18 protein-coding genes are annotated in these 23,829 nt (G+C 61.5%); 10 read left to right on the top strand and 8 right to left on the bottom strand.

What is annotated here, in order from left to right; translation table 11 throughout:
- Window positions 1-16 precede the first annotated feature (16 nt).
- Genes KF691_02515 through KF691_02500 form a run of 4 tightly spaced genes read left to right on the top strand, consistent with a single transcriptional unit; the run spans window position 17 to window position 3,720 of the window.
- Entirely contained in the window at window positions 17-814 is a 798-nt protein-coding gene (locus KF691_02515) for a hypothetical protein (GenBank protein ID MBX3388310.1), read from the top strand.
- On the top strand, window positions 811-2,502 hold the full coding sequence (locus tag KF691_02510) for a hypothetical protein (protein MBX3388309.1): 1,692 nt from the start codon (window positions 811-813) through the stop codon (window positions 2,500-2,502). The genes KF691_02515 and KF691_02510 overlap by 4 nt, the downstream gene beginning before the upstream one ends.
- Window positions 2,499-3,434, top strand: a complete 936-nt coding sequence (locus KF691_02505) for a prepilin-type N-terminal cleavage/methylation domain-containing protein (protein ID MBX3388308.1) — start codon at window positions 2,499-2,501, stop codon at window positions 3,432-3,434. Before KF691_02510 ends, KF691_02505 begins: the two co-directional genes overlap by 4 nt.
- A gap of 49 nt (window positions 3,435-3,483) precedes the next feature.
- Window positions 3,484-3,720, top strand: a complete 237-nt coding sequence (locus tag KF691_02500; GenBank protein MBX3388307.1) for a (2Fe-2S)-binding protein — start codon at window positions 3,484-3,486, stop codon at window positions 3,718-3,720.
- A 64-nt stretch (window positions 3,721-3,784) separates the two neighbouring features.
- Here KF691_02500 and rpoC read toward each other — a convergent pair whose 3' ends face one another.
- The 6 genes from rpoC to KF691_02470 form a co-directional block, all read right to left on the bottom strand.
- Window positions 3,785-8,155, bottom strand: a complete 4,371-nt coding sequence (gene rpoC, locus KF691_02495) for a DNA-directed RNA polymerase subunit beta' (protein ID MBX3388306.1) — start codon at window positions 8,153-8,155, stop codon at window positions 3,785-3,787.
- A gap of 50 nt (window positions 8,156-8,205) precedes the next feature.
- The gene (locus tag KF691_02490; protein MBX3388305.1) at window positions 8,206-8,487 is read right to left on the bottom strand and encodes a hypothetical protein; all 282 of its coding nucleotides are present in this window, start codon (window positions 8,485-8,487) and stop codon (window positions 8,206-8,208) included.
- Complete coding sequence (locus tag KF691_02485; GenBank protein MBX3388304.1) at window positions 8,484-8,867, bottom strand: hypothetical protein; 384 nt, start codon at window positions 8,865-8,867, stop codon at window positions 8,484-8,486. Before KF691_02485 ends, KF691_02490 begins: the two co-directional genes overlap by 4 nt.
- Window positions 8,868-8,879: 12 nt before the next feature.
- Window positions 8,880-12,704 carry a DNA-directed RNA polymerase subunit beta gene (gene rpoB / locus KF691_02480; protein ID MBX3388303.1) on the bottom strand — a complete coding sequence of 1,275 codons (3,825 nt, stop codon included), beginning with the start codon at window positions 12,702-12,704 and terminating at the stop codon, window positions 8,880-8,882.
- A 415-nt stretch (window positions 12,705-13,119) separates the two neighbouring features.
- Window positions 13,120-13,521, bottom strand: a complete 402-nt coding sequence (rplL, locus tag KF691_02475) for a 50S ribosomal protein L7/L12 (GenBank protein ID MBX3388302.1) — start codon at window positions 13,519-13,521, stop codon at window positions 13,120-13,122.
- Between the two features lie 225 nt (window positions 13,522-13,746).
- Window positions 13,747-14,523 carry a hypothetical protein gene (locus KF691_02470; GenBank protein ID MBX3388301.1) on the bottom strand — a complete coding sequence of 259 codons (777 nt, stop codon included), beginning with the start codon at window positions 14,521-14,523 and terminating at the stop codon, window positions 13,747-13,749.
- 125 nt (window positions 14,524-14,648) lie between these two features.
- Here KF691_02470 and KF691_02465 point away from each other — a divergent pair, with 125 nt between their 5' ends.
- The 5 genes from KF691_02465 to KF691_02445 all read left to right on the top strand — a co-directional run bounded on the left by KF691_02465 (window position 14,649) and on the right by KF691_02445 (window position 18,690).
- A complete protein-coding gene (locus KF691_02465) occupies window positions 14,649-15,656 on the top strand; it encodes an ABC transporter substrate-binding protein (GenBank protein ID MBX3388300.1) in 1,008 nt (335 codons plus the stop codon).
- A 170-nt stretch (window positions 15,657-15,826) separates the two neighbouring features.
- The gene (locus KF691_02460; GenBank protein ID MBX3388299.1) at window positions 15,827-16,432 is read left to right on the top strand and encodes a CDP-alcohol phosphatidyltransferase family protein; all 606 of its coding nucleotides are present in this window, start codon (window positions 15,827-15,829) and stop codon (window positions 16,430-16,432) included.
- Window positions 16,429-17,439 carry a phosphatidate cytidylyltransferase gene (locus KF691_02455; GenBank protein ID MBX3388298.1) on the top strand — a complete coding sequence of 337 codons (1,011 nt, stop codon included), beginning with the start codon at window positions 16,429-16,431 and terminating at the stop codon, window positions 17,437-17,439. Before KF691_02460 ends, KF691_02455 begins: the two co-directional genes overlap by 4 nt.
- Window positions 17,436-18,152, top strand: coding sequence for a 1-acyl-sn-glycerol-3-phosphate acyltransferase (locus KF691_02450; protein MBX3388297.1), 717 nt, complete (start codon window positions 17,436-17,438; stop codon window positions 18,150-18,152). The genes KF691_02455 and KF691_02450 overlap by 4 nt, the downstream gene beginning before the upstream one ends.
- Before the next feature lie 43 nt (window positions 18,153-18,195).
- The gene (locus tag KF691_02445) at window positions 18,196-18,690 is read left to right on the top strand and encodes a hypothetical protein (GenBank protein MBX3388296.1); all 495 of its coding nucleotides are present in this window, start codon (window positions 18,196-18,198) and stop codon (window positions 18,688-18,690) included.
- Here the strand turns inward: KF691_02445 and KF691_02440 are convergent.
- A complete protein-coding gene (locus tag KF691_02440; GenBank protein ID MBX3388295.1) occupies window positions 18,596-19,987 on the bottom strand; it encodes a phosphatase PAP2/dual specificity phosphatase family protein in 1,392 nt (463 codons plus the stop codon). The two genes, KF691_02445 and KF691_02440, sit on opposite strands and share 95 nt — an antisense overlap.
- Window positions 19,942-21,663, bottom strand: a complete 1,722-nt coding sequence (locus tag KF691_02435) for a bifunctional alpha/beta hydrolase/class I SAM-dependent methyltransferase (GenBank protein MBX3388294.1) — start codon at window positions 21,661-21,663, stop codon at window positions 19,942-19,944. Before KF691_02435 ends, KF691_02440 begins: the two co-directional genes overlap by 46 nt.
- A 220-nt stretch (window positions 21,664-21,883) precedes the next feature.
- On the opposite strand from KF691_02435, the gene argS reads away from it, so the two are divergent.
- Entirely contained in the window at window positions 21,884-23,800 is a 1,917-nt protein-coding gene (argS, locus tag KF691_02430) for an arginine--tRNA ligase (GenBank protein MBX3388293.1), read from the top strand.
- Window positions 23,801-23,829: the final 29 nt, after the last annotated feature.

Genomic DNA, 23,829 nt, shown 5'->3' with positions numbered 1-23,829 from the left:
CGGCGAGGAGATGGAAATGTCTCGAGTTTTTGTCATGCGTGCGGCAGGTGCCGCGGGTGTTGCTTTCGCGTTTTCGGGCGCGGTTGCCAGCCCGTACGCCTCGAGTTGGACCAGTTACTCGGCAGGATCCGGCGCAAGCGCGAGCTATCTCGATCCGAGTGCCGCGGTCGGCTCGCCGACGCGATTTACCGGAGTTCAGTTTGGTTTCCCGAGCGTGGTCAGCCCGTTCAGCCCGCCGTTTGATCCGGGCGACATCGTGAGCATCGGGCGCGGGGGACACCTGACGCTGACCTTCGACCACGACGTTTATAACCGCACGACCAACGCTTTCGGCATCGATTTCATCATCTTCGGCAACTGGTTCTACACCGACAATGGCAATGGAGTCGCGACGGGCAAATTCGGGAACACCGGCGGCATCGTCGAAGTCTCCAAGGACGGCAGCGACTGGCGCACGGTGAATGTGCTCGCGACCAGCGGCTACGCCACGCTCGGATACTCAGATCTCGTTTCGCCGTACGACACGTCGCCCGGAAGCGTCCCGACTGACTTCACCAAACCCGTCGATCCGACGTTCAACGCGATCGGAAAATCATTTGCCGAGATCGTTGCAGGCTACAACGGAAGCGGCGGCGGCACCGGTGTGGACTTCGCATCGACCGGCCTTGATTTCATCCGCTTCGTCCGGATCAGCAACCCGGAAGGGAACGGCGGGAACATCAACATCGACGGTATCGCGGAAGTGCCCGAGCCCGCGGCGCTTCCGCTGCTTGCGTATGCCTGTCTCATCGCGCCCCGCCGGAGGAGAAAGTGATCGGCGGCGAATCAATTCTGACCACCGCTCGCGCGAAAGCGCGGGTTGTGGCTTTTGAGAGCAGCAGAATTGCAGATCTGCGGGAGAGCAGAAAAAAGGTCCGATTTGTTCCGGCCAACCTCCAGTATCCGACATCCACAATCGTTGTTTCCGCTGCTCTGCTGCTCTGCTGTTCCACCACGCTCGCCCAAGGGACCTGGAACACCCTTGCCGCGGACGCGGCCCGATCTGCGGCTACTTCACAGCCGTTTCCTTCCCTCGCTTCTCCGGCGTGGACCTGCGCAAAAGACGAGAACAATCGCGCGATTGCATTTGTTGCGCGCGCTGGCGTCGCGGTCGGGCTTCACTTTGTGTACGCCACGGGTTCGGTGAACGAGCCCAGCGGCACGACATGGAAGCTCTTCGCGATCGCGAGACGAACCGGCGCTGTTGCGTGGTCGCTCCAAATCGACTCGCCCCAACTCGAGAGCACTGCGTCGCCTGCAATCGATCATCGCACGGCAACCGTCATCGCATCCGGCGGCAGCACGCTATACGGCGTCGCGCTCTACCAGCCGACCCTTCGTTGGTCTACGACGCTGGACAACCCGATCGTCAACGCATCGCCGGTGGTCGCGCGCACATGGCGCGGCACAGGCCGGCTCTTCATCACCGACTACGACGGTTTCGGCGACAGTGCTTCGCTCTACTCGATCAGCATCGATCCGCTTTCCGTCGCAAATCCGCATCAGCCCGGCGAGATTCTCTGGGCGGCACCGATCGGGGCTTCTTCGGGCAACTCCCCCACCTACGACGCGGCGAACGATCGGGTGTTTGTGTCTGCCGTCGGGCTTTATGCAGCGAACCCTGGGCAGATTCTCGCGTTTCCCGCGCACGCACCCGGCGACACTTCGCACGTTGCGCCGTCTCCGCTCTGGACTTTCAACAACACGAGCTCCGTCGGCTTTTTCGGCGGCATCGCGCTCGACGCTTCAGGCGATGCGCTTTATGCGGCGACATACGGCTTTTATGGAGGAACCACTTCGGGCAACATCGTGAGAATTCGTGCGAGCACCGGAGCACTGCAGTGGACGGTCGGGTGCAATCGCAGTGCATCGATACCGATCAGACTTCCGAGCAATCGCCTCGCGCTCTCGACCGGTATTCAGGGCTTCGGTTCGCTCCCCTCGCTTCAGGTTTTTTCGAGCGATTCATCGTCTGCCGCGCTCGCCTGGTCGAGCCACACTCGCACATGGAGCGACGCAAACCACAACGGCGTCATCGACTCTGGCGAATTCGTCCCCTGCGGCGGCTGGAACACGCAACCGGTCTACTCGTCCGCTTCGGATCAACTCGCCGTCTGCGGCAACGACAACGTGCTGCGCATTCTCGATGCCTCGATTACGAGCGCCTCTTCGCCGTTCACGGTGATTCAATCAGCATCCAGTATCTCGGGTTCGCCCGCGGTCGCGGGAAGCAACCTCTATGCGATCGGCACGGGCGGGCTCGTCGCGTTCGGGCCGGCGCCGGCGCTTGTCGATGTGAATGCCGACGGAGTCTTCGACATCGAAGATCTTTACGCGTGGGAGCAATCCCGCGGCAGTCGCGACGTCAACGGTGACGGCCAAATCACGCTCGCCGACCGCGATCTTCTTTCCATCCTCCTCCGTGCGAACGAAACGCAGGAGCAAACGGAGGGGAGGAGATGAACGGCATTCGCTACAACAAAGGTGCAGAGTCGCGGAGGGGAGCGGAGTTGGAATTAGCCATTCCAAACCGCTCGTGTGTTTTTCCGTGGCTCCCAGCCTCTGTGGTGAGAGTTCTTCCCGCTTTCACGCTCATCGAACTTCTCATCACGGTCGCCATCATCGCGCTGCTTCTGTCGATCCTCGCCCCCGCCTTGCGCGGCACGATCGCGGCCTCGCGCACGGCCAAGTGCCTCGCGAATCAGCGCCAACTCGCGCTCGCGTGGTCGCTCTACGCGAACGACTATCACGACCGGGCGGTTCCCGCGGCATATTGGCAGGCCGAATACATCGGCTCCGGTCCGGTCGTCTACTGGTTCGGCGCGGATTCGCCGGATGCGGCGCCGTCGAGCGGCACGCTGATGCCCTATATCGCGACCGCTCGCGCCGAGCGCTCCGCGCTTGAATGCCCGGAGCAGGCGGCCGGAACATACACCCCTCAGACGCAGAACCTGAAAGTGTCGACGACATATGGCTACAACGGCTATTACCTTTCGCCCGCGATGACGCCGGGTTGGGCCGGAGACATTTCTTTTCGCCCGTGGCGCCGGACGGCCGACATCACGATGCCGTCGGAGCTCCTGGTGTTCGCCGATACGTTGCTTGCGGGTGTAAACGCGACTGCGCTGCCGCGGAGCACCGCGCTGCTCGATCCTCCGATGCTCTATTCGCAGAACGCGGGCTGGCAGAACAATTCATCGCCCACGACGGCATTCCGGCACGGGGTGAAGTTCAAGGCGAATGTTGCCGCGCGGGCGGACGGGAGTGCCGCAGCGGCAACTGCCTCGCAAGACCTGCTCCAGCGCGACTCGAAAGGACGCGCCCTCGGCACGGGGAATCTCTCCAAGTCGCCCGACCCCGGATATGTGCCGGACTGGAATGAATGGAAGAACTGAGCGCCCGTGCTCTTCATCTCTGCCCCTTTGCCACTCCGAAACTTTTTTCATGGCCGTTGACCGCTGCATCTGCCACGACGTGACCTTCGCCGAGCTGAAGAGGCTCGCGGAGAACGGTGTGCGCGATCTCGACGAATTATCCAAACGCACAGGCTGCGGCACGGGCTGCGGCATGTGCATTCCGTACATCCGCGTGATGCTGGCGACGGGGATCACCGATTTGCCTGTTCTGACCAGTCAACAAGCGGATTCGATCATCGCATCCAACAGCGAGCAGCAGCCATGAATGAGAAACGGCCCGAGCAATCGCCCGGGCCGTGATCGATTCAACCACTCAAATCAAGCGAAACTCAGATCTCCGCGGGAGTGCCCGTGCCCGGGATCGTCACTTCAGGAGCACCGAGCGACTCGCTCGGTGACGCGCCGAGCGCTGCCGCTGCGGCTGACGCCTCGGCGAGCATCTCCTCGTCGTCTTCCTCTTCGGGCGGGAGTTCGACGAGCGGGCGGACCTTGATCTCCTGATAGGGACGGAATCCCGTGCCGGCGGGGATCAGGTGACCAAGCAGCACGTTCTCCTTGAGGCCGACGAGCGTGTCGGTCGCGCCGCGGAGCGAAGCTTCGGTGAGCACCTTGGTGCTCTCTTGGAAGGATGCGCCCGAGAGGAACGAATCGCTCGAGAGCGCGGCCTTGGTGATGCCGAGCAGGAGCGTGCGGCCGGTCGCCGGACGTGCACGCTTGGCCTTTGCGCCGTCCTTGCCGGCGGCCTCGGCTTGAGCGTTGGCTTCCTTGATTTCGTCCTTGCTCACGAGAGCGTTGAGCGGCAGATCCGTGCCGCCGGGGTCGCTCACGCGGTACATCTGGCCGATCTCCGTGTTCTTCAACTTGAAGTTGAACTTGTCAATGACTTCCTGCGGCAAGAGATCGGTGTCGCCGGGGCTCTCGACCTTCACCTTGCGGAGCATGGACGACAGGATCAGCTCGATGTGCTTGTCGTTGATCACCACACCCTGAGCGCGGTAGACGTTCTGCACTTCGTCGAGCATGTAGGCCCAGAGCGCTTCTTCGCCCTTAATGCGAAGAATGTCGTGCGGCACAAGCGGACCGTCGGTAATCGGGTCGCCCGCGGCGACAAAGTCGCCGGTGTGCACGAGCAACTGTTTGTCGCTGGGCACATGGTGATCCTTTTCGAGGCCCGAGTCCGAGACGACGCGGATCGTCATCTTGCCCTTGCGCTTGTCGGAGAAAATCTCGACCTTGCCAGAGATCTCGGCCATGAACGCCGGGTCCTTGGGCTTACGGGCTTCGAAGATCTCGGTCACGCGGGGCAGACCGCCGACGATGTCCTGGCTTGCCGCAGCCATTTTGGGCTGACGCGCGAGCATCTGACCCGCCTTGATCTCCTGACCGTCCTTCACTTCGAGGCGCGCCTTGGCGGGGAGGAAGTGGAAGTCGAGGATGGTTCCGGCCGCGTCGAGAATGTTGATCGCGGGGTGGAGGTCGCCCTTGTGCTCGATGACGATGAGCGCCTTGGTACCGCCGCCGGTTTCTTCCTCGCGAACGGTCTCGCCGAGTTCGATATCGACGAACTTCACGAATCCTTCCTTTTCGGCGAGGATGGGCGTGCGGTGCGGGTCCCACTTCACGAGGATCTGACCCTTCTTCACTTCTTCGCCCTGCTTGGCGTAGAGGAACGCGCCATAGGGAACCTTGTACTTTTCAAGCTCGCGACCGGCGGAATCGAGCACAGCGAGTTCCGCGTTTCGCTTGAGCACGACGTGGCAGTCGTGACCGTCGTCGTCCTTCACCGGGACTTCGTTGCAATCGCGCAGCTCCAGCTTGCCTGCGTTGACGGCGGGATACTGGGTTTCCTGCGCGGTGCGCTGACCGATGCCGCCCGTGTGGAACGTACGCATGGTGAGCTGCGTACCGGGTTCACCGATCGACTGCGCCGCAATGATGCCGACCGCCATGCCCGGCTCGACGAAGCGGCCGGTCGAAAGGTCCATGCCGTAGTCGAGCACCGAGCAACCGAAGCGGCTTTCGCTGGTGAGCGGCGAACGGACCATCACTTCCGTGATGCCCGCATTTTCGAGGCGCACCGCGATCTCGGGCGTGATGAGCTCGTTCTCGTGCACGAGCGCCTCTTCGGTCTTCGGATTGGTGATTGTGTTCACCGAAACGCGCCCGACGATGATGTCGCGGAGCGGCACGTCGACCTGCTCGCCCTTGTAGATGGCGCGCTTGACGATGCCGCGGCGGCTGCCGCAGTCGAACTCGCCGACGATGACCGACTGCGCCACGTCGCACAACTTGCGTGTGAGATAGCCCGAGTCGGCGGTCTTGAGCGCCGTATCGGCCAGACCCTTACGCGCGCCGTGCGTCGAGGAGAAGTACTCGAGGATCGAGAGACCCTCGCGGAAGTTGGAACGGATGGGCGTCTCGATGATCTCGCCCGACGGCTTGGCCATGAGGCCTCGCATACCGGCGAGCTGCTGCATCTGGCTGATGTTGCCGCGGGCTCCCGAGTCTGACATCAGATACACGGGGTTCAGGTAGAACTTGCCCTGCTTGGTATCGATCGGCATCTCGTTGCCCAATTCGTCGCGCCGGTCGTTCTTGAGCGTTTCGAGCAGCTTCTTCTGCACGTTTTCGCGGCAGTGCGACCAGATGTCGAGGAGCTGGTTGTAGCGCTCGCGGGCGGTGATGATGCCGCGGTCGTAGTTTTTCTCGACTCGGTCCACCTTCTTCTGTGCCTCGGCGAGCAGGTCGGCCTTCTCCTTGGGGATACGCAGATCGGTGATGCCGAGCGAAAGGCCGGCAAGCGTCGACTGCTTGAAGCCGGCTTCCTTCATCTTGTCGAGGAGGTCAATGGTGCTCGGACGATCGGCGAAGAGATACGCATCGTCGATGACGCGTGCGCAGCCCTTCTTGCCGAGCACGCAGTTGTAGAACGGCATGCCCTTGGCGAGGATGTCGGCGAAGAGGATGCGGCCGGCCGTGGTGATGAGCCGCTTGTTGGGGGGCATGTCCTTCACGCCACCGCCCTGGTTCTCAACAACCTTGGTGAATCCATCGACGCGGACGATGATGCGCTCGTGGATTCCGATCTTGCCCTGGTCGTACGCGAGCATGACTTCGCGCCGATCCTTGAAGAGCTTAAGGTCCTTCTCGGCCAGTTCATCGGGGGCCTGATAGGTCAGGAAGTAAACGCCCATGACAATGTCCTGCGAGGGCGAGATGATCGGCTTGCCGTTCGCGGGCGAGAAGATGTTGTGCGTGCTGAGCATGAGCACGTGCGCCTCGGCCTGTGCTTCGACCGAGAGCGGAAGGTGCACGGCCATCTGGTCGCCGTCGAAGTCGGCGTTGAATCCGCCGCAGACGAGCGGATGGATGCGGATCGCGTTACCTTCGACGAGCACAGGCTCGAACGCCTGGATGCCCATTCGGTGCAGCGTCGGGGCGCGGTTGAGCAGCACCGGGTGCTGATAGATGACTTCTTCGAGAATGTCCCACACCGCGGCATCACGGCGCTCCAGCATGCGCTTGGCGCTCTTGATCGTGTCCGCGAGACCGTGCTCCTTGAGCTTGCGGATGATGAAGGGCTGGAAGAGTTCGAGCGCGATCTTCTTGGGAAGGCCGCACTGGTGAAGCTTGAGTTCGGGGCCGACAACGATGACCGAGCGCGCGGAGTAATCGACGCGCTTGCCGAGCAGGTTTTCGCGGAAGCGACCCTGCTTGCCCTTGATCATGTCGGTCAGCGACTTGAGCGGACGGTTGGACGAACCGAGCACCGGACGGCGGCAGCGGTTGTTGTCGAAGAGCGCATCCACGGCCTGCTGGAGCATGCGCTTCTCGTTGCGGATGATGACCTCGGGGGCGTTGAGATCCATCAGCTTCTTGAGGCGGTTGTTGCGGTTGATGATGCGCCGGTAGAGATCGTTCAGATCGCTCGTCGCGAAGTTGCCGGACTCGAGCAGCACGAGCGGACGCAGGTCGGGCGGAATCACGGGGATCACGTCCATGACGAGCCACGCGGGATCGTTCTGGCTGCCGCGGATCTGCTCGATGAGCTTGAGGCGCTTGGCGAAGTCCTTGATCTTCTGCTTGCTCTTGGTCTCGTTGAGATTCTGGCGGAGCTGCGCGGCCTCGGCGTCGAGGTCGGTGCGCTCGATGAGATCGCGGATGGCGTCGGCGCCCATCGAAGCCTTGAACGCGTTGCCGAACTTGTCCTGCGCGGCGCGGAATTCGTCTTCGGTCAGAATCTGCTTGAAAGTCAGCTCGGTGTCGCCCGCGTCGATGACGACGTAATCCTGGTAGTAAATCACGCGCTCGAGGTCGCTGGTCTTCATGCCGAGCAGGGTGCCGAGGCGGCTGGGCATGCTCTTGAAGAACCAGATGTGGACCGACGGGCACGCGAGGTTGATGTGGCCCATGCGCTTGCGCCGGACACGCGAGTGGGTCACCTTGACGCCGCAGCGGTCGCAGATGATGCCTTTGTACTTGGTGCCGCGGTACTTGCCGCAGGCGCACTCGTAATCGCGCTCGGGCCCGAAGATGCGCTCGCAGAAGAGACCGTCCTTCTCAGGGCGGTAGGTGCGGTAGTTGATGGTCTCGGGCTTCTTCACCTCGCCGTAGGACCAGGCGCGGATGTCGTTGGGCGACGCCAGCGTGACCTTCACCGCCGAGTAGTCATTCACACGATCGTAAACAGTGTCTGCCATTGCAGTAGTCCTTCTCAGTACCAGCTTCGGACGACCGAAACTAAATTGATCTACGGATTCACGGTGCCGGAGGCTGGAAGCAAAATGACCTTCGTTTCCTGAACAGACTTCCGAACCTCGGCCTCCACGCGACCGAGAATGGAAGCAAATTCGTACGCGCGGAGTCCGTTCCGCTTAGTCGGATCGATCACCAGATACGTCCAATCTCCTTCGGTGCGCGAACTCTCAGCCAGCACTTGAAAACCGTACCGCGATGCATCGCCGTCATGCTGGATCGCGATATTAACCTTCTCAATCACGCCGGAAGGCGGAGGCGAAGCGGGAATCGTCATTCTTCCTCCTTCAGAATTTCAAAGGCCTTCATCATGTCTCCGAGTGCCAATCGAATATCCGAATCATCCAGCAACATGGACGGTCGGTAGTCCGCAATCGTGCGCAATCGGTAAAGATTCGGCATAATGGAGAACAATCGGCCCTGATCTTCCGGTTTCACTTTATGGAGCGATGCGACGATCGTTCCGTCGATGGCTTTGGCATGGGAGGGTCCTTCTTGGTCCAAGGGCATCGTAACGCCGGAGCGAATCGCCGTGGCAGTCAATGCCGAGAATGCGGCGTAGTAGGCCCGGTTTGCCGCGGCGCGCAACCTATTACCTTCCTTCAATGCGAAGGAAGCGTCACGTGCCTCGACCGCTAGATCTGCCCAGCTCGCCACGACACAGCCTCCTTACAGCAGACTCCCACCCTCCAACTTCTTCTTCTCAAGCGTCACGTTCAGACCCAGACCCTTGAGTTCGTTGCAGAGCACGTCGAACGCGACGGGCATGCCCGCCTCGAGCTTGTTCGTGCCCTTCACCATGCTCTCGTAAATCTTGGTGCGGCCTTCAACATCGTCCGACTTGACCGTGAGCAGCTCCTGCAGCACGTACGCCGAGCCGTACGCCTCGAGCGCCCACACTTCCATTTCGCCGAAGCGCTGGCCGCCGGTGCGGGCCTTGCCGCCGAGCGGTTGCTGCGTGATGAGCGAGTACGGGCCCGTCGCACGCGCGTGGATCTTGTCGTCCACGAGGTGGTGCAGTTTGAGCATGTACATGTAGCCCACGGTGGTTCGCTGATTGAACGGCTCGCCGGTGCGGCCATCGAACAACTGAACTTTCCCGCCGCGCGGCATCTTGGCCAGAAGCTCGCGGGGCTGCGGCCACGTCGCGGTCGACTCATAGTTCGCGAGACGCGTCTCGACGCTCTTGTTCGCTTCGTCGATCGCCTCGTGCACCTGCTGCTCGACCGCGCCGTCGAAGACCGGCGTGATCGCCTGGAACCCGAGCACGCGCGCCGCCCAGCCGACGTGCGTCTCGAGAATCTGACCGACGTTCATGCGGCTCGGCACGCCCAGCGGATTGAGAAGCACTTCGACCGACGTTCCGTCCTCGAGGAACGGCATGTCTTCTTCCGGCACGATGCGGGCGATGACGCCCTTGTTGCCGTGGCGACCAGCCATCTTGTCGCCGACAGAGAGCGTGCGCTTGGTGGCGATGTAGACCTTCACCATTTCGAGCACGCCGGTAGGCAGCTCGTCGCCTCGCTTCATGTGCGCGACCTTGCGGCCCTTTTCGGCTTCGAGCCCCTTGATGCGGGGCCAGAACTGGCGGTGCACAACTTCCGCCTGCTCGCGTGCTTCCTTGCTGCCCTTGGCCCACTTAATGTCGAAGGTCTTGACCTGTTCCAGGATGACCTCGGGGATATCGCTCGCACCGACTTTCTGACGCGTGTTCGGATCGACCATGGGCGTGCCCATGAGGTCATTGATCTTCTGCGTCATCTCCTTGAAGAGAAGGATGGCTTTATCGTCCATCAGCTTTTCGTAGTCGGCGATGTCCTTTTTCAGCTGCTTCTTCTGCTCCTCGTTCATGTGGAGGCGGCGACTGAACTTGTTGGCGCCGATCACGATGCCCTCGACGCCCGCGGGCACTTCGAGCGAATCGTTCTTCACATCTTCGCCGGCGCGACCGAAGATCGCGTGCAGCAGTTTCTCTTCCGGGGTCAGTTCGGTCTTGCTCTTGGGGCTGACTTTGCCGACGAGGATGTCGCCTGGGCCGACACGAGCGCCCAGCCGGATGATCCCCTGCTCGTCGAGGTTGCGGAGCATCTTCTCACTGACATTGGGAATGTCGCGGGTGAACTCTTCGCGACCGAGCTTGGTCTCGCGAATCTCAACGTCGAACGCATCGATGTGGATGCTGGTGAAGGTGTCGTCCTTGACGAGCTTCTCGTTGATGACGATCGCGTCTTCGAAGTTGTAGCCGTCGAAAGTGTTGAACGCGACGAGGATGCTCTTGCCGAGCGCAAGTTCGCCCTGACGTGTGCTCGCGCCGTCGGCGATGACCTGGCCCTTGGTCACTTTCTGACCGGGCTTGACGATCGGCTTCTGGTTCTGGCACGTGCGCTCGTTGAGACCGACGAACTTGCGGAGCACGTATTCATCGGAGTTGTCGATGATGATGCGCTCGGCATCGACGTAAGTCACCGTGCCGGCGTTCTTGGCTTTGACGACCATGCCCGTGTTGTGGCCGACCGCCTTTTCGACGCCGGTGCCCACGCACGGAGGATCGACCTTCACCAGCGGCACCGCCTGGCGCTGCATGTTCGAACCCATCAGCGCGCGGTTGGCGTCGTCGTGCTCGAGGAAGGGGATGAGTGCCGCGGAAATACCGACGACCTGCTTGGGCGAGATGTCGACGTAATCGACCTTCGCGCTGTCGGTCTCGGCGAGTTCGCCGGCAACGCGGGCGAGAATCGCGCCTTTCTTGAGGCGGCCCTTCTCGTCGAGCGCGTCGGTCGGGGCGAGCACCTTCTGCATCTCTTCGTCGGCGCGGAGGTGAACGGTCTTGCCCGAAAGCTCGCCGTTCTTCACTTCGCGGTACGCGGTGCGGAGGAAGCCGTAGTCGTCGATGCTGCTGTAGATGCCAAGCGACGCGATAAGACCGATGTTGGTGCCTTCGGGCGTTTCGATCGGGCAGATGCGGCCGTAGTGCGAGATGTGTACGTCGCGCACCTCGAAGCCGGCGCGCTTGCGGTTGAGACCACCCGGTCCAAGCGCCGAGAGACGACGCTCGTGCACGAGACTCGAGAGCGGGTTGGTCTGGTCGACGACCTGCGACAGTTCGGAGCGACCAAAGAAGAAGTCGATCGCGCTCGAGATGCTCTTGCTGTTCACAAGGTCGGCGATCTTGGCAAGTTCGTTCGGATCCTTGACGCTCATGCGCTCCTGCACGGTGCGCTTGAGCTTGAGGAAACCCTTGCGGAGCTCTTCGACCGCGAGTTCATCGAGCGTGCGGAGACGCCGGTTGCCGAGGTGATCGATGTCGTCCACCTGCGCGACCGGGCGGCCGGTCTTGGGGTCGGGCCGGTTGGAGCGCAGATCGAGCACGTACTGGATGACGCGGAGGAAGTCCTCGCTGCGAAGGAACATCATGTCTTCCGGCACGTTCAGGTCGAACTTGCGGTTGATGCGGAAGCGCCCGACGCGACCGAGGCGGTAGCGATTGTCGTCAAAGAACTTCTCGGCGAAGAGCGCTTTGGCTTTCTCGACCTGCGGCGGGTTGCCCGGGCGGAGCTTGGTGTACAGCTTGACGAGCGCTCGCTCGTAATCGGTCTCGGCGAACTCGGCGAATTGCTCGAGCTTTTCTTCCGCGATCGTGTTCAGGATGAGCACGTCGCTGGGGTTCTGGATCACCTTCACGTTCTTGAGGTTGCTGTTGTTGATCGCCTCGGCCTGTTCGCCGATCTGGCGCCCGACGTGCACGAGTTCTTCGCCGGTTTCCTTGTCGATCACGGTCTCCGCGGCCCAGTGCTCGGCGCGGATCTTGTCGGCCGGAATCGCGGTGACCTCGTAGAAGAGCGAGAGCAGGCGGTCGGTCGGCGCGACCGATTCATCGAGGCAGCGAAGGAATGTGGTCGCGGCAAGCTTGGTGCTCTGGTCGATGCGCATCGCCAGAACGTCTTTCTTGGTGACCTCGAGTTCGATCCACGAGCCGCGCTCGGGGATGATGCGCGTCGAGTGGAGCGGGCGGTCGCCTTCGCTGGAAACGATCGAAAAATCGACACCGGGCGAGCGATGCAACTGGCTGACGATGACGCGCTCGGCCCCGTTCACGATGAACTCGCCGCCGCCCATCATGATCGGGAATTCGCCCAGATAGATGTCCTCTTCCGGCATGTCCGGCTTGCCCTCGCGCTTGAGGCGCACGGCGATTCGGAACGGGCGGCCGTAGGTGAGGCGGAGTTCGCGGCACTCGTCGGGCGTGTAGCGCGGCTCTTCGAGCACGTACGTCAGGTACTCGAGGCTCATCGTCTCGTCGTACGATTTGATCGGGAAGATCTCTTTCAAAAGCGACTCGAGGCCGATGAGCGCGTCGCGCTCTTCGGGTCCCTTGTCCAATTGAAGGAATCGCTTGTAGCCGTCCGATTGCAGTTTGGTGAGGTCGGGAATTTCCATCCCGTCGCCGCGCTTGGCGAAGTTGCGCACGTTCGCGACAGGAGTCGTCGCGAGCATGGGAGTCTGGAAAACGCGATAGCCGCCTGTAGAAGAAGGATTTGCAGGCATCGAAGTCCTTTCGTCCGATGGATAACACGCCGCGCCGACGAAGTCGTCGCAGGGAGTCATACCCCGACCTGGTTCACAAGCCTTTTGTGCTCACGCCGAGAGTTTCAGTTCAATCGCCCAAGTGCCAAAACGAGTGCCGCCGCCGTGTTCGCTCTTTCGGAGCCGAACCGATCAGTATACGCACCCCTAGATCAACCCCGCACGACCCCCGCAAGGGCTTCTTGAGTTTTTTCTCAAAACTTTCGCCGAATTGGCAGAAGTTTTGTTCGCAATAAGTTCGGGCGACCAAAAAGGCAGAAGGCCCGGTTGCCCGGGCCTTCCGTGAATACGCACTGTTCCAACCGGACGTTCGTGCGACGATGGATTAGGCGAGCTCGACCGTGCCGCCCGCGTCGGTGATGGTCTTCTTGAGCTTCTCCGCCTCGTCCTTCGAGAGGCCGGTCTTGATCGGCTTGCCCGGGGCATCGACGAACGCCTTCGCCTCGGCAAGACCGAGGCCCGTCGCCTCGCGGACGACCTTGATGACCTGGATCTTCTTGGCGGCATCGACGGCCTTGAGGATCACGTCGAAGCTGTCCTTCTCTTCGGCCTTGGCCGCGCCGCCGCCGGCTGCGCCACCCGCCATCACCACCGCGCCACCTGCAGCGGCTTCGATGCCGTAGGCATCCTTCAGGTACTTGCCGAGGTCAACGGCTTCCTTGAGGCTGAGGCCAGCCAGTTTGTCGCCGATTTCTTTCACTTTCGCGTCAACAGCAGTGTCGGACATGATTCAAACCCTTCCAAAACAGGGAGTTGCGGCAATGCCGTGCATCCCAACGCCGTCCAAGAGGTCACGGGGCAATCCCGTTCTTTAACCCCGGCTTTCGCCGTGCGGGCCAGTCAGACGTGGAGAGGATTATTGACGAGACAAAGGACTGGGACAAGTCGCCCGTGATTGTGGGGCGCGACACCCTCGGAAGGCAAAAACAGCCTCTCGCGCGGGACAATCCGATCAGCCCATGTCGGCCCGGACTTGGCGTATGTATTGATCGAATTCCTCCAGGGTGATAAAGCCCAGCCTGGGGAATTCGAGGTCGAGAATCACGAGAACGACCAGTGACATGACCAGCGCAAAGCCGACGTAGTGCAGGAGGCTCGGCCCTTTGTCGGTTGCCATCCCGAAGCCCGCCAGGAGCGCGCTTGCCCCGGCCATCCCGAGCAAGACGATGAACACGATCGACGGAACATGCATGAAGCCGGCGGCGGTGCGGGAATTGGCGAGATCGAACATGTCGTTCATGGCCGGAATGACGAGCGAAGTCACCGCGGGAGAAGACGCTGACCGGGCAGCGGAAACACCCAACTGCCACAACTGCGATTGGGTCTTTTGCGAATCCGCGAGTGTTTGACGGACGCGTTGCAAATCGGGAATCGCCTGGTACACGGCGATGCGCTGATCGGTGTACTGGCGGAAAAGCTCTCGGATCGGCGGCTGAGATTCGGGCGGGAGCAGATCGACGCGCAGGTACGCGGTTCCGATAGCGTTGGCCTCGTCCACGATCTGGATGCGCCGGGCATCAAAGCGGCTCGCGGCACCGGAAAACGTGAACGCAATAAGCAGGCCGAGCAGACCAAAAACCGCGGCATCAACAGGGCCAGTTCCGGACTTGCCGGGATCCATTCCCTCTCGCTTTCGGCGCTTCCCGATTCGGCGCCCAAGCTCGAGCATCAGCAAGACTGCGAAGAACAGAAATAGTGCGATGATCCACGAGTAGGTGTACATGTTCATTTTCCAGTCTCCCGGAAGACGTGCGGCTTGTTTACTTTATCGGGTTTTGAGTACTTGCCCACGTGGGCGCTTGATCCATCCTGAAGTCGCCGACTGCCGGCGCCCGAATCCACCTAGCGTCTTGCATGCGATTCGCATGCGTTCTTCTCGCGTTGCTGCTGGTGCTTACCGAGTTCGCGGCGTGCGATCGCAAGACGCCTGCCGCAAGTACGTCGGTGACGCCGACGGCCGGGGGCACCTCTGCTCAATCGACCGAACTGCGGATTGTGGCGCTGAGCCCGGCGCTCGCGATCATCCTGAAAGACCTCGGGTACGAAGGACAGATCGTCGGGCGGCACGCGTACGACGTCGCACTCGACCCGGCAATTCCCGCTTGCGGCGAGCTCGGCACGATCGACTATGAATCGCTCGTAAAGGCGCGGCCGACGCACATCTTTATTCAGTGGGGCGCCCAGGAATTGCCCGCGCGGCTCACCGAACTCGCGAGCGCCAACAACTGGGTGATCAAAGACCTGAACCCGCTCACACTCGACGAGATCGAGCTTGCGGCACGGGAAATGGATCAAACCATCTTTGACTTTGCGACGCGCGGCCTCAAGGGCAAAGTGCCCGATGCGCCTGCGGGTCAGCCCGAGCACATCAAACCCGCGATGCCGTTTGAAGATTCGATGCACATGGCGTGGAGCGATCGCGGGCCGCTCATGAAAGCGGCGGGCCGAATTCTTCTCGTATCGGGCACGAAACCGATCGGCGCGCTGGGGCCGGGTAGCTTTCACTTTCAATTACTGCAGCGGCTGGGCGCGACGCCTGTTCCGAGCAGCGGCGGCCCGTGGATCACGCTCGATATGGAAGACCTCCACAAGTTGGCGCCGGACGGGATTATCCTGTTCTCGCCCCGCCCGCCGCGGTCGGAACCCACCGCGGCACCGAAACCCGAGGAGCTGATCGCGCTGTTTGGGCGCGGGGGCGAACTGCCGATTCCCGCGTTCAAGAACAAACGCGTCGCTCTCATCGATGACCCGTACTGCCTGACGCCGAGCACAGCGATGATTAAGGTTGCGGACGAAGTCGCGGAGATCGTTTCGGGGTGGGGCGAGGCAGCGACGGAAACCGGACAATCAAGCGGAAACTGATTCCGGTGGGGCGCCGAGAATCTTCGGACCGATACGTCGGGTGCACTCCAGGAATCTTCGCCGAGGCAAAGATTGCCATCATGGAAAAGCGAGCACCGACCGGTTCGCTTCTCGATCGACGCCCGATTGCGGCGCGTGATGTACCATTTTTTCGGCGGGCGGCTGCGTCGTTGGCCGCCACGGGTGTCACGCCCAACTCGATCTCGATCACGGGGATGTTCGTCGCGTGCGGCGCGGGCGTTTGCCTTGCCTTGACCGGGAGAGAGAATGCATCGGAGCGTGCCTTGTTCCTGCTCGCAGCGCTCGGGATCCAGGTGCGCCTCCTCGCGAACATGCTCGACGGAATGGTCGCGATCGAGGGAAATCGAAAGTCGCCGACCGGCGACCTGTATAACGAGGTGCCCGATCGGATCTCTGATAGCGTCGTGCTGATCGGCGCCGGATACGCGCTGACATCAAGCCCGACTCTCGGCTACCTTGCGGCGGCGGGCGCGCTCTTCGTGACGTATGTGCGGGCGCTCGGTCGTTCGCTCGGTCTGCCGAGCGACTTTCGTGGCCCGATGGCGAAGCAGCAACGGATGTTCCTGGCGACGGTTGGCTCCGTGTATCTTGGATTCGCGCCGGAGGCCTGGCGCTTTGTAACTCCGGCGCGCGGGCCCGTTCCCGAATTGGGAGTGCTCGCGCTCGTGCTCGTTCTCATTTGCGTCGGCGAAGTCGCCACCGCGTGGAGACGCATCGCTTCGATCGCTTCGCAACTACGGAGCCGCGCCGAGTGAACGAAGGCCTGCGTTACCTCTTTTCCCGCGCCGGCGCGTTTGAACAGCCGGCAACTCGATTTATCGTCGGGCTGATCATCGTCGCGTTTGTCGCGGCTCCGGTCGCGACGGTTGTTCTTTCGCGATTCAAGGTCCTCGGTGAGAACACGCGCCGCGACGTGTGGATTCGCTACAGAACATGGCTGTTCATCACGCCCGCGGTCGTCGTCCCGATTCTCTGGTGCCCTGCCGCTGCCATGGTTATGGTGACCGCCGCATCAATTCTCTGCTACCGCGAGTACGCCCGCGCGACGGGCCTGTTTCGGCATCACTCGCTCAGCGCGATAGTTGTCCTCGGAATCGTCGGAGTCGGACTGACCTGCCTCGACAACTGGTACGGCATGTTCGCAGCGATGACCCCGCTCACCATCGTCTCGCTCGCCGCCGGCGCGGTCTTGGTTGATTCGCCGAAGGGCTACGTGCAGCGTGTGGCTCTTGCATGCGTCGCCTTTCTTCTTTTCGGTATGGGACTCGGGCATCTCGGATACATGGCGAACGAACCGGACTATCGACCGATCATGCTGCTGATACTCGTCGCGGTGCAACTCAACGACATCTTTGCATACATCTGCGGTAAATCGTTCGGGCGGCGAAAGGTGTTTCCGAATACCAGCCCCAACAAGACGCTCGGCGGGCATCTCGGCGCGATCATTTTGACAACGACGTTCACCGCGGTCGTCGGTCACTTCGTGTTCGTCGGCAAGCGCCTCGACACGCCGCTTCTGCTCCTTGCGCTCGGATTGATCATTTCCATCGGCGGGCAGATGGGGGACCTGGTGCTGAGTTCGATCAAACGCGACCTCGGCATCAAGGACATGGCGACGACGCTGCCAGGCCACGGCGGGTTTCTGGATCGGTTCAATTCCGTATTGCTGGTTGCGCCCGCCACCTTCCACTTCATCGGATACTTTCTTGGCTTCGGGCTCAGCCGGCCGGCGCGTGTGATTACCGCTTCACTCTTTCAATGAACGATTGGACCTACGACAAAGCCGCCGATCTCGGGCTCGCGCCGGGCGCTCGGATGCGGAGCGTGAAGCGCGAACCCGGGCTCGTCTCGCTCGCGGGTCACTACGCGACGACGGCGCTGCTGAGGCTCTACTTTTTCGCGTATCACAGGCTTGAGGTGCGCGGCAGGCAATTCCTGCCGCGGCGCGTGCCATTTGTTCTGATTTCGAACCATTCCAGCCACCTCGACGCGCTCGCGCTGAGCGTATCGCTCCCCATTCGCGCGCGTTTCGATACCTTTCCGGTCGCCGCGGGAGACGTTTTCTTTCGAAACAGCGCCTCATCGTTGTTTGCCTCGCTCTTTCTCAACGCGTTGCCGCTCTATCGCAAAGGAGTGACCTCGCACGCACTCGAAGATCTTCGGGCGAGACTTTCGGAGGGACACTGCGGGCTGATTCTGTTCCCCGAGGGAACGCGCAGCCGTACCGGAGAAATGACCGGATTCAAGGCGGGCCTCGGGATGATGATCGCGGGATCAAACATTCCGGTCGTTCCGTGTCACTTTTACGGTGCGGTCGACGCGCTTCCACCCGGAAAGTGGCTTCCTCGGCCGCGAAGGCTCGTGCTTTTGATCGGGCCGGCGCTCACGTTCCAGGATGCGAGCAACGACCGCAGCGGGTGGACCTCCGTCGCGGCACGATGCGAAGAAGCTGTGCGCGCGCTGAAGCTTGAGTGATCGACGCGGTCGCTCTTTGACAAGCACGCGCAATTGCAGGAGAATGCGGCGCTTCTCGGGCAATTCCGGAATCTCGTGCGAGTTCAACATGACATACGCGGAGCTGGTCCAAGTCTACTTTGAACGATCGAACGCGCTGCAGTGGTATTGGACGCTGTATGTCATCGTGATCGGCGGCCTGCTCGCGTTCGCTTCGGTCCGAAAAACTCCGGATCGACTCACAACCCTCCTGGTCACCATTCTCTATTGCTTCTTCGCGTACAAAAACCTAGGCGCCATTCAGGATGTGACGGTTCAGCGATTCGCCGTTCTTGATGCGCTCAAGCAATCATCGGCTGCTTCGGCGGAAGCCTCGGTCGGCGCGGTTTCGAAACTCATCGAGCCCACACTTGTGCCTCCGGCGTTCGACGGCGTGCGCACGTTCCATATCGCAAGCGATGTTCTCACGGTTGCGGCATTGTGGGCAATGGAACTACGACGTCGACGCGTCGCGGCTCAGTCTGCCGCGCACGAAGAGATCGGTTTGCGTACCCCTTGATTGCGTCCGCCGCTTCGGGCCGGATCACGATCGAGGGGCGCTTCTCACGCAAGATGCTCATCGCCGCTTGGGCGCTCCCGGCGATCCCGACATAAATCAGGTAAGCACCGACCGCCGCGGCGCTTCGGGAAAAGCCGATTTTGCAGTGAACGTAGACAACGCCGAACGTCGAGCATCGTTCGATGAACGCAACAACCCGGTCAAGCACTTCCGGCGTTGGAGCGGTCAGATCGAGAACAGGTTCCTGCCGGTACTTTGCGCAAAGGAACGACTCCCGCTCGGAGAATTCACCGGTCAAGTCGAGCACGGCACACACGCCGGAATCGATCGCGTGCCGAGCTTGGCGCTCGGTGAGCACTCCGCCGATCCAAACGCGATCCGTAATTCTGTCCCACGGGTTGCATCGACGGACGTAGTGCTTCCACGAAAGCCATTGCCCTGCAAGGACGGGCCACAGCACAAGCCGCGTTGTCAAGGGCAATCGACCTCTTCGTTTTCGGTAGACCCCGGGCCCGACTCCGAAGTACGCAGCCCCCATCGCTCCGAGCGCGACGGCCGGCCAAAGCATGATCCAGCTCCACGGCCTGAAAACAAGGCACGCCGCGGCACAAAGCAGCGCACCCGTGATGTAGTACGACCCGACGCGGCGGTTGGGCAGAACCAGCAACTTCGGTGCCCGCTCAGGGAACAGAAAAACGCACAAAACCGAAAGCGCAAGCCCGCCTGCGACGTCGACCACGTGGTGCTGATAGGTCAGAACCGGTGAGAGCAGAATCAAACCAAACCACACGGCGACCACGAAACGCACGATTCCATTGGTCCGACGAAGATAGACCGCGCCGAGCAGGACGCTCAGCGAGACGTGCAACGAAGGGCACTGATTGAATGGCTGATCGAGAGCACGAAATCCATCAAACACAACGCCGAGCAAGCCGGCGACGGGAGGACGTTCGAAAGCGAAACGCAGCGGGAGAAACAGAAAGAACAACCCGGAAACCACGATCGCGAACGCGATCCGTTTCGTGAAGGCTCGAAGCTCCCGTTCGGTGCGGCAAACAAACGGCGCCCCGACGAAGAACAAGTCGATCGACATGTACGGAATCACAAACCACGGTACGAACGGGATGTGCTTCTCCCAGCCGCAAACACAGCTGCCGACGTTCTCTCTCGCCGCGGCGAGGTAATTGGTTGCGCCATAGACAAGCAAAAAGAGCGCCGAGAGCAACACGGACGCCCGCAGCGCCTTCCACTTCATTTCGTCACCCGGCGTGCAGCGGAAACCGTGAAGATCCCCCACGGATCGATTTCCTGTGCAATTTTTTCAAAGCCCGCGGCGCGAACCAGTTCGTCCATTTCCGCTTGCGTGCGGCGACGCATCACCCAGGGTTGACCCTCTCGGTTGGTGAGCGCTCGCGCGATGAATTCGACCTGCGGATGCCACGGCTGGCATGTGTACACGAGAAAGCCGCCCTCTTCGACCGCTTCGGCCAATCCCTCGAGCGAACGGCGGAGTGGCGCGTTTTCCGGGAACAATTCGTACAGCCCCGACACAATGGCGATCGTCGGCCTGGGTCGGATGGCCGCGATCGACGCGCGATCGAATGCATCGGCCTGTTCAAAGACCACCGAATTGAGACCCAGACGCGCTGCATGTTTGCGTGCCGCGTCGAGGTTCTCGGGTTTGTAGTCGCGGAGAACCGCGCTCGAATCAGTCGCGCCATTTGCCGCCATCGTTTCGAGCACATAACGGCCGGCACCGCACGCGATATCGAGGAATCCGATCGGTTTATCTTCGCGTTTCAAATCATCGATGCACTGCTGGAGGACTCGCTGCAGATTCTCTCGCCGCAGACGGATTCCGCGCCACCCGATGCTGTTCAAATAGAAATAGTCAACGGCCTTTCCGAGCGGCGAGAATCCCTTGGGCTTGTTCTCATAGACGTAATCCAGCGTCACGCCTGAATCGAATCCGGTTCGCCAGCCCAGCCCGATTCCCTCGCTAAATCGTCCTCCCAGTTTCAAAGAAGACCGCACGAGAGACCAGTACGCGGGCCCGGGCGCGCGGAGAACATCAAATTCGGTCCGGGTGTAACCGCCCTTGTCGGCATCGAGATTTCCGACTGAGTTCGCGGCAGTAGAGAATCTCTCATCCAGAAAAGATCGGATGCGTTTGATGACTTTTTCGCGCCCCTTCTCGTGGAACATCGCGTGGAACATTCCCGGGAAAATGTCAAACTGTTTGATCGGTGAGCCGAGCTTGCGGAAGAACTCGCGCTGTGCCTTCACCGTGACGACCCAATCGTTCCCCGCCCCCACGATCAGTGTCGGAACCGTGATGGCGCCGGCGTCTTCGATCAATCGCGTTGAGGTGTCTTTCAAATCCAAAAGGATGTTGACCGCGATTTCGCGGAAGATCATGGGATCCTTGCGATAGCTCTCCGCCTGTTCGGCGTCGTGCGTGAGCATCTTCGCCTTGACGTAGCTCTTCACGATGCCCGGCCCCAAGACCCTCTGCTTCAGCCGCAGCATCGGCACCGCGAGCGGCACGTAGAGCTTTACGCGGAACGCTGGAGCGCCGAGGACGAGAGCGCGGATCGGCGGCGCGTAGTCGTGCACCCACGCCGTCGCGACGACGGCGCCGACGCTGTGCGCGATCACCGCTGTGTCCGCGAGTCTCACACCGTGCGCTTCACAAAGATGGCGAGAGAATTCATCGGCGTCCTTCACAACCGCCGCGAGATTCGGAGCATGACCGCGCTTGCCCGATGACCTTCCGTGGCCGCGCTGATCCCACGCGAAAACAGCGCAGTCATCGATCGCGAGCTTTTCCACGGTCTCCTGCCAACGGGCCGAGTGCTCGTGCCCACGATGGAACAAGAGCACGAACTTCTTCGGCGGACTCTCCGGGGACCACGCACGGTAAAAAATCTCCGCGCCGTCTCTCGCCGCCATCGTGTGTTCTGTCATCCGCATGGTGTTTCTCCCCAGACGCTCGCCCGATCCTGCTGCGCATGCCGATCTGCGTCCCGCGGCACCGCTCCATCCCCCAGCGAAACAGACACACGATACCGGATTTGAAGTCGGACCATCCCAGGTACATCTTGGGATATCCAGCCGTTCAGTTGCCTGCAAAGGCTTCCGGCGCAGAAGTCCGGAGCTTTCCCCACTCCCTGGCCCAATACACTTGCCCCCAATGTCCGAATTCTCCGATCCAATTATGCTCCTCGATTCCGCCTTTCGGGGCGCGACCGCCTCGGCATTTCCTGAAGCGGGCGAAGTCGATCCGCTCATCACCGCGAGCAAGCAGGCGGCCCTCGGCGATTTTCAATCCAACGTGGCCATGAGCCTGGCGAAACGGGTCGGCAAGCCTCCTCGCGAAGTGGCGACGGCGATCGTCGCCAAAGCCGGAGCGAACACCGACCTCGCCAAAATCGCCGAGCCGATCACGGACAAGTCGATCGCGGGGCCCGGCTTCATCAATATCCGCCTCAAAGGTGATGCGCTCGCGGCACTCCTCGCATCGATGGACACGCCGGCGCTCGGCGTGCCCAAACCCGAGACACAGGAAACGATCGCGGTCGATCTTTGCGGCGTCAATCTCGCGAAGCAGATGCACGTCGGCCACCTGCGCGCGACGATCATCGGCGATGCGCTGGCACGCGTCTTCGAGCGGCTTGGGCACAAGGTCGTGCGGCAGAATCATCTCGGGGACTGGGGCCTCCCCATCGCGATGGTGACGGCGAAGGTCGCGGCGGATGCGAAGTCGGGAAAAATCAGCCTCGACAAGCTCACGCTCGATGATCTTGATCTCGCGTACAAGCAGGCGCAGCGCGAGTGCACCGCCGACGAGGCCGGACTCGCGGCCGTCGAGCGATTCAAGCTCGGCCCCAAAGCACGGGCGGAATTGGAAGAGCAGGTTTTCGGCGCGCGAGAAAAGCTTGCCGCGGCGAAACAGACCCTTGTGAAGTTGCAGGCGCACGACCCCGAGATCTATTCGGTCTGGCAGCGCATCGCCAAGATCACGGTCGACGAGTGCGTGGCTGTGTGCGCGCGGCTGCACGCGACCGTGCGCGCCGAAGACACGGCCGGCGAATCGAGTTATTCGAACGAACTTGGCGAGATCGTCGATGATCTTGTCAAGCGCGGAATCGCGGAAGAATCCGACGGCGCCCTCGTTGTCCGGCTCGACGGCCCGGACGATCTCGACGATCGCGGCCAGAAGATTTCGGAGCCTTGCATCATCCGGAAATCGGACGGAGGATTTCTTTACGCCACAACCGATCTTGCCGGGATACGCAGGCGAGTTCGGAAATTCGGGGCTTCAAGGCTCGTCTACGCGGTCGATGCACGCCAGAGCCTGCACTTTCAGCAGGTGTTCGCCGCGGCACGGAAGGCGGGGTATGCAAAGTTGGCAGACGCATCGCGTGGCGGCAAGAATGCAACGCTGCGCCACGCCGGATTCGGCATGGTGCTCGGCGACGACGGCCGGCCGTTCAAGACACGCAGCGGCGACAACGTCAAGCTGACCGACCTCATCGACGAAGCGCACCAACGCGCGAGTGTTGAAGTGAATCGCCGGTCCGCGGCACTGCCGGAAGCGGAACGCGATCGCATCGCGGAAGTCGTCGGTGTCGCGGCGATCAAGTACGCCGATCTTTGCAACGACCGGATGAAGGACTACGTCTTCAGCTTCGACCGCATGGTGGCGTTCGAAGGAAACACCGGGCCATACCTTCTTTACGCTTTCGCCCGCATCAAGAGCATTCTGCGCAAGGCGAGCACCGAAAAGCAAATCGATACCGGCCCGAGCGCGCCGTTCCGCAAGGCTCCGCTCGCGATCGTTCAGCCGCAGGAAAAGACGCTCGCCCTGGCGATCCTTCGATACCCAGGCGTGCTGCGCGCGATGGCAGATTCGTGCGAACCGCACCGATTGGGCGGGTTTCTGTACGACCTCGCCGGCGCTTTCAGCAGCTTTTACGATGCATGTCCGGTGCTCAACGCCGACAACGAGGCGACGGTGCTGTCGCGTCTGCGCCTCTGCGATCTGACCGGGCGTGTGCTCGAAGATGGATTGACAACACTCGGGCTACCGATCGTCGGGCGAATGTGAGCGCTTTGCCGTTTGCACCGAAACGGGCT

It is taken from the genome of Phycisphaeraceae bacterium, from assembly GCA_019636555.1.
In the GTDB taxonomy this organism is placed as follows: Bacteria; Planctomycetota; Phycisphaerae; order Phycisphaerales; family UBA1924; genus JAFEBO01.
This window is presented reverse-complemented; position numbering and strand designations above follow the sequence as displayed.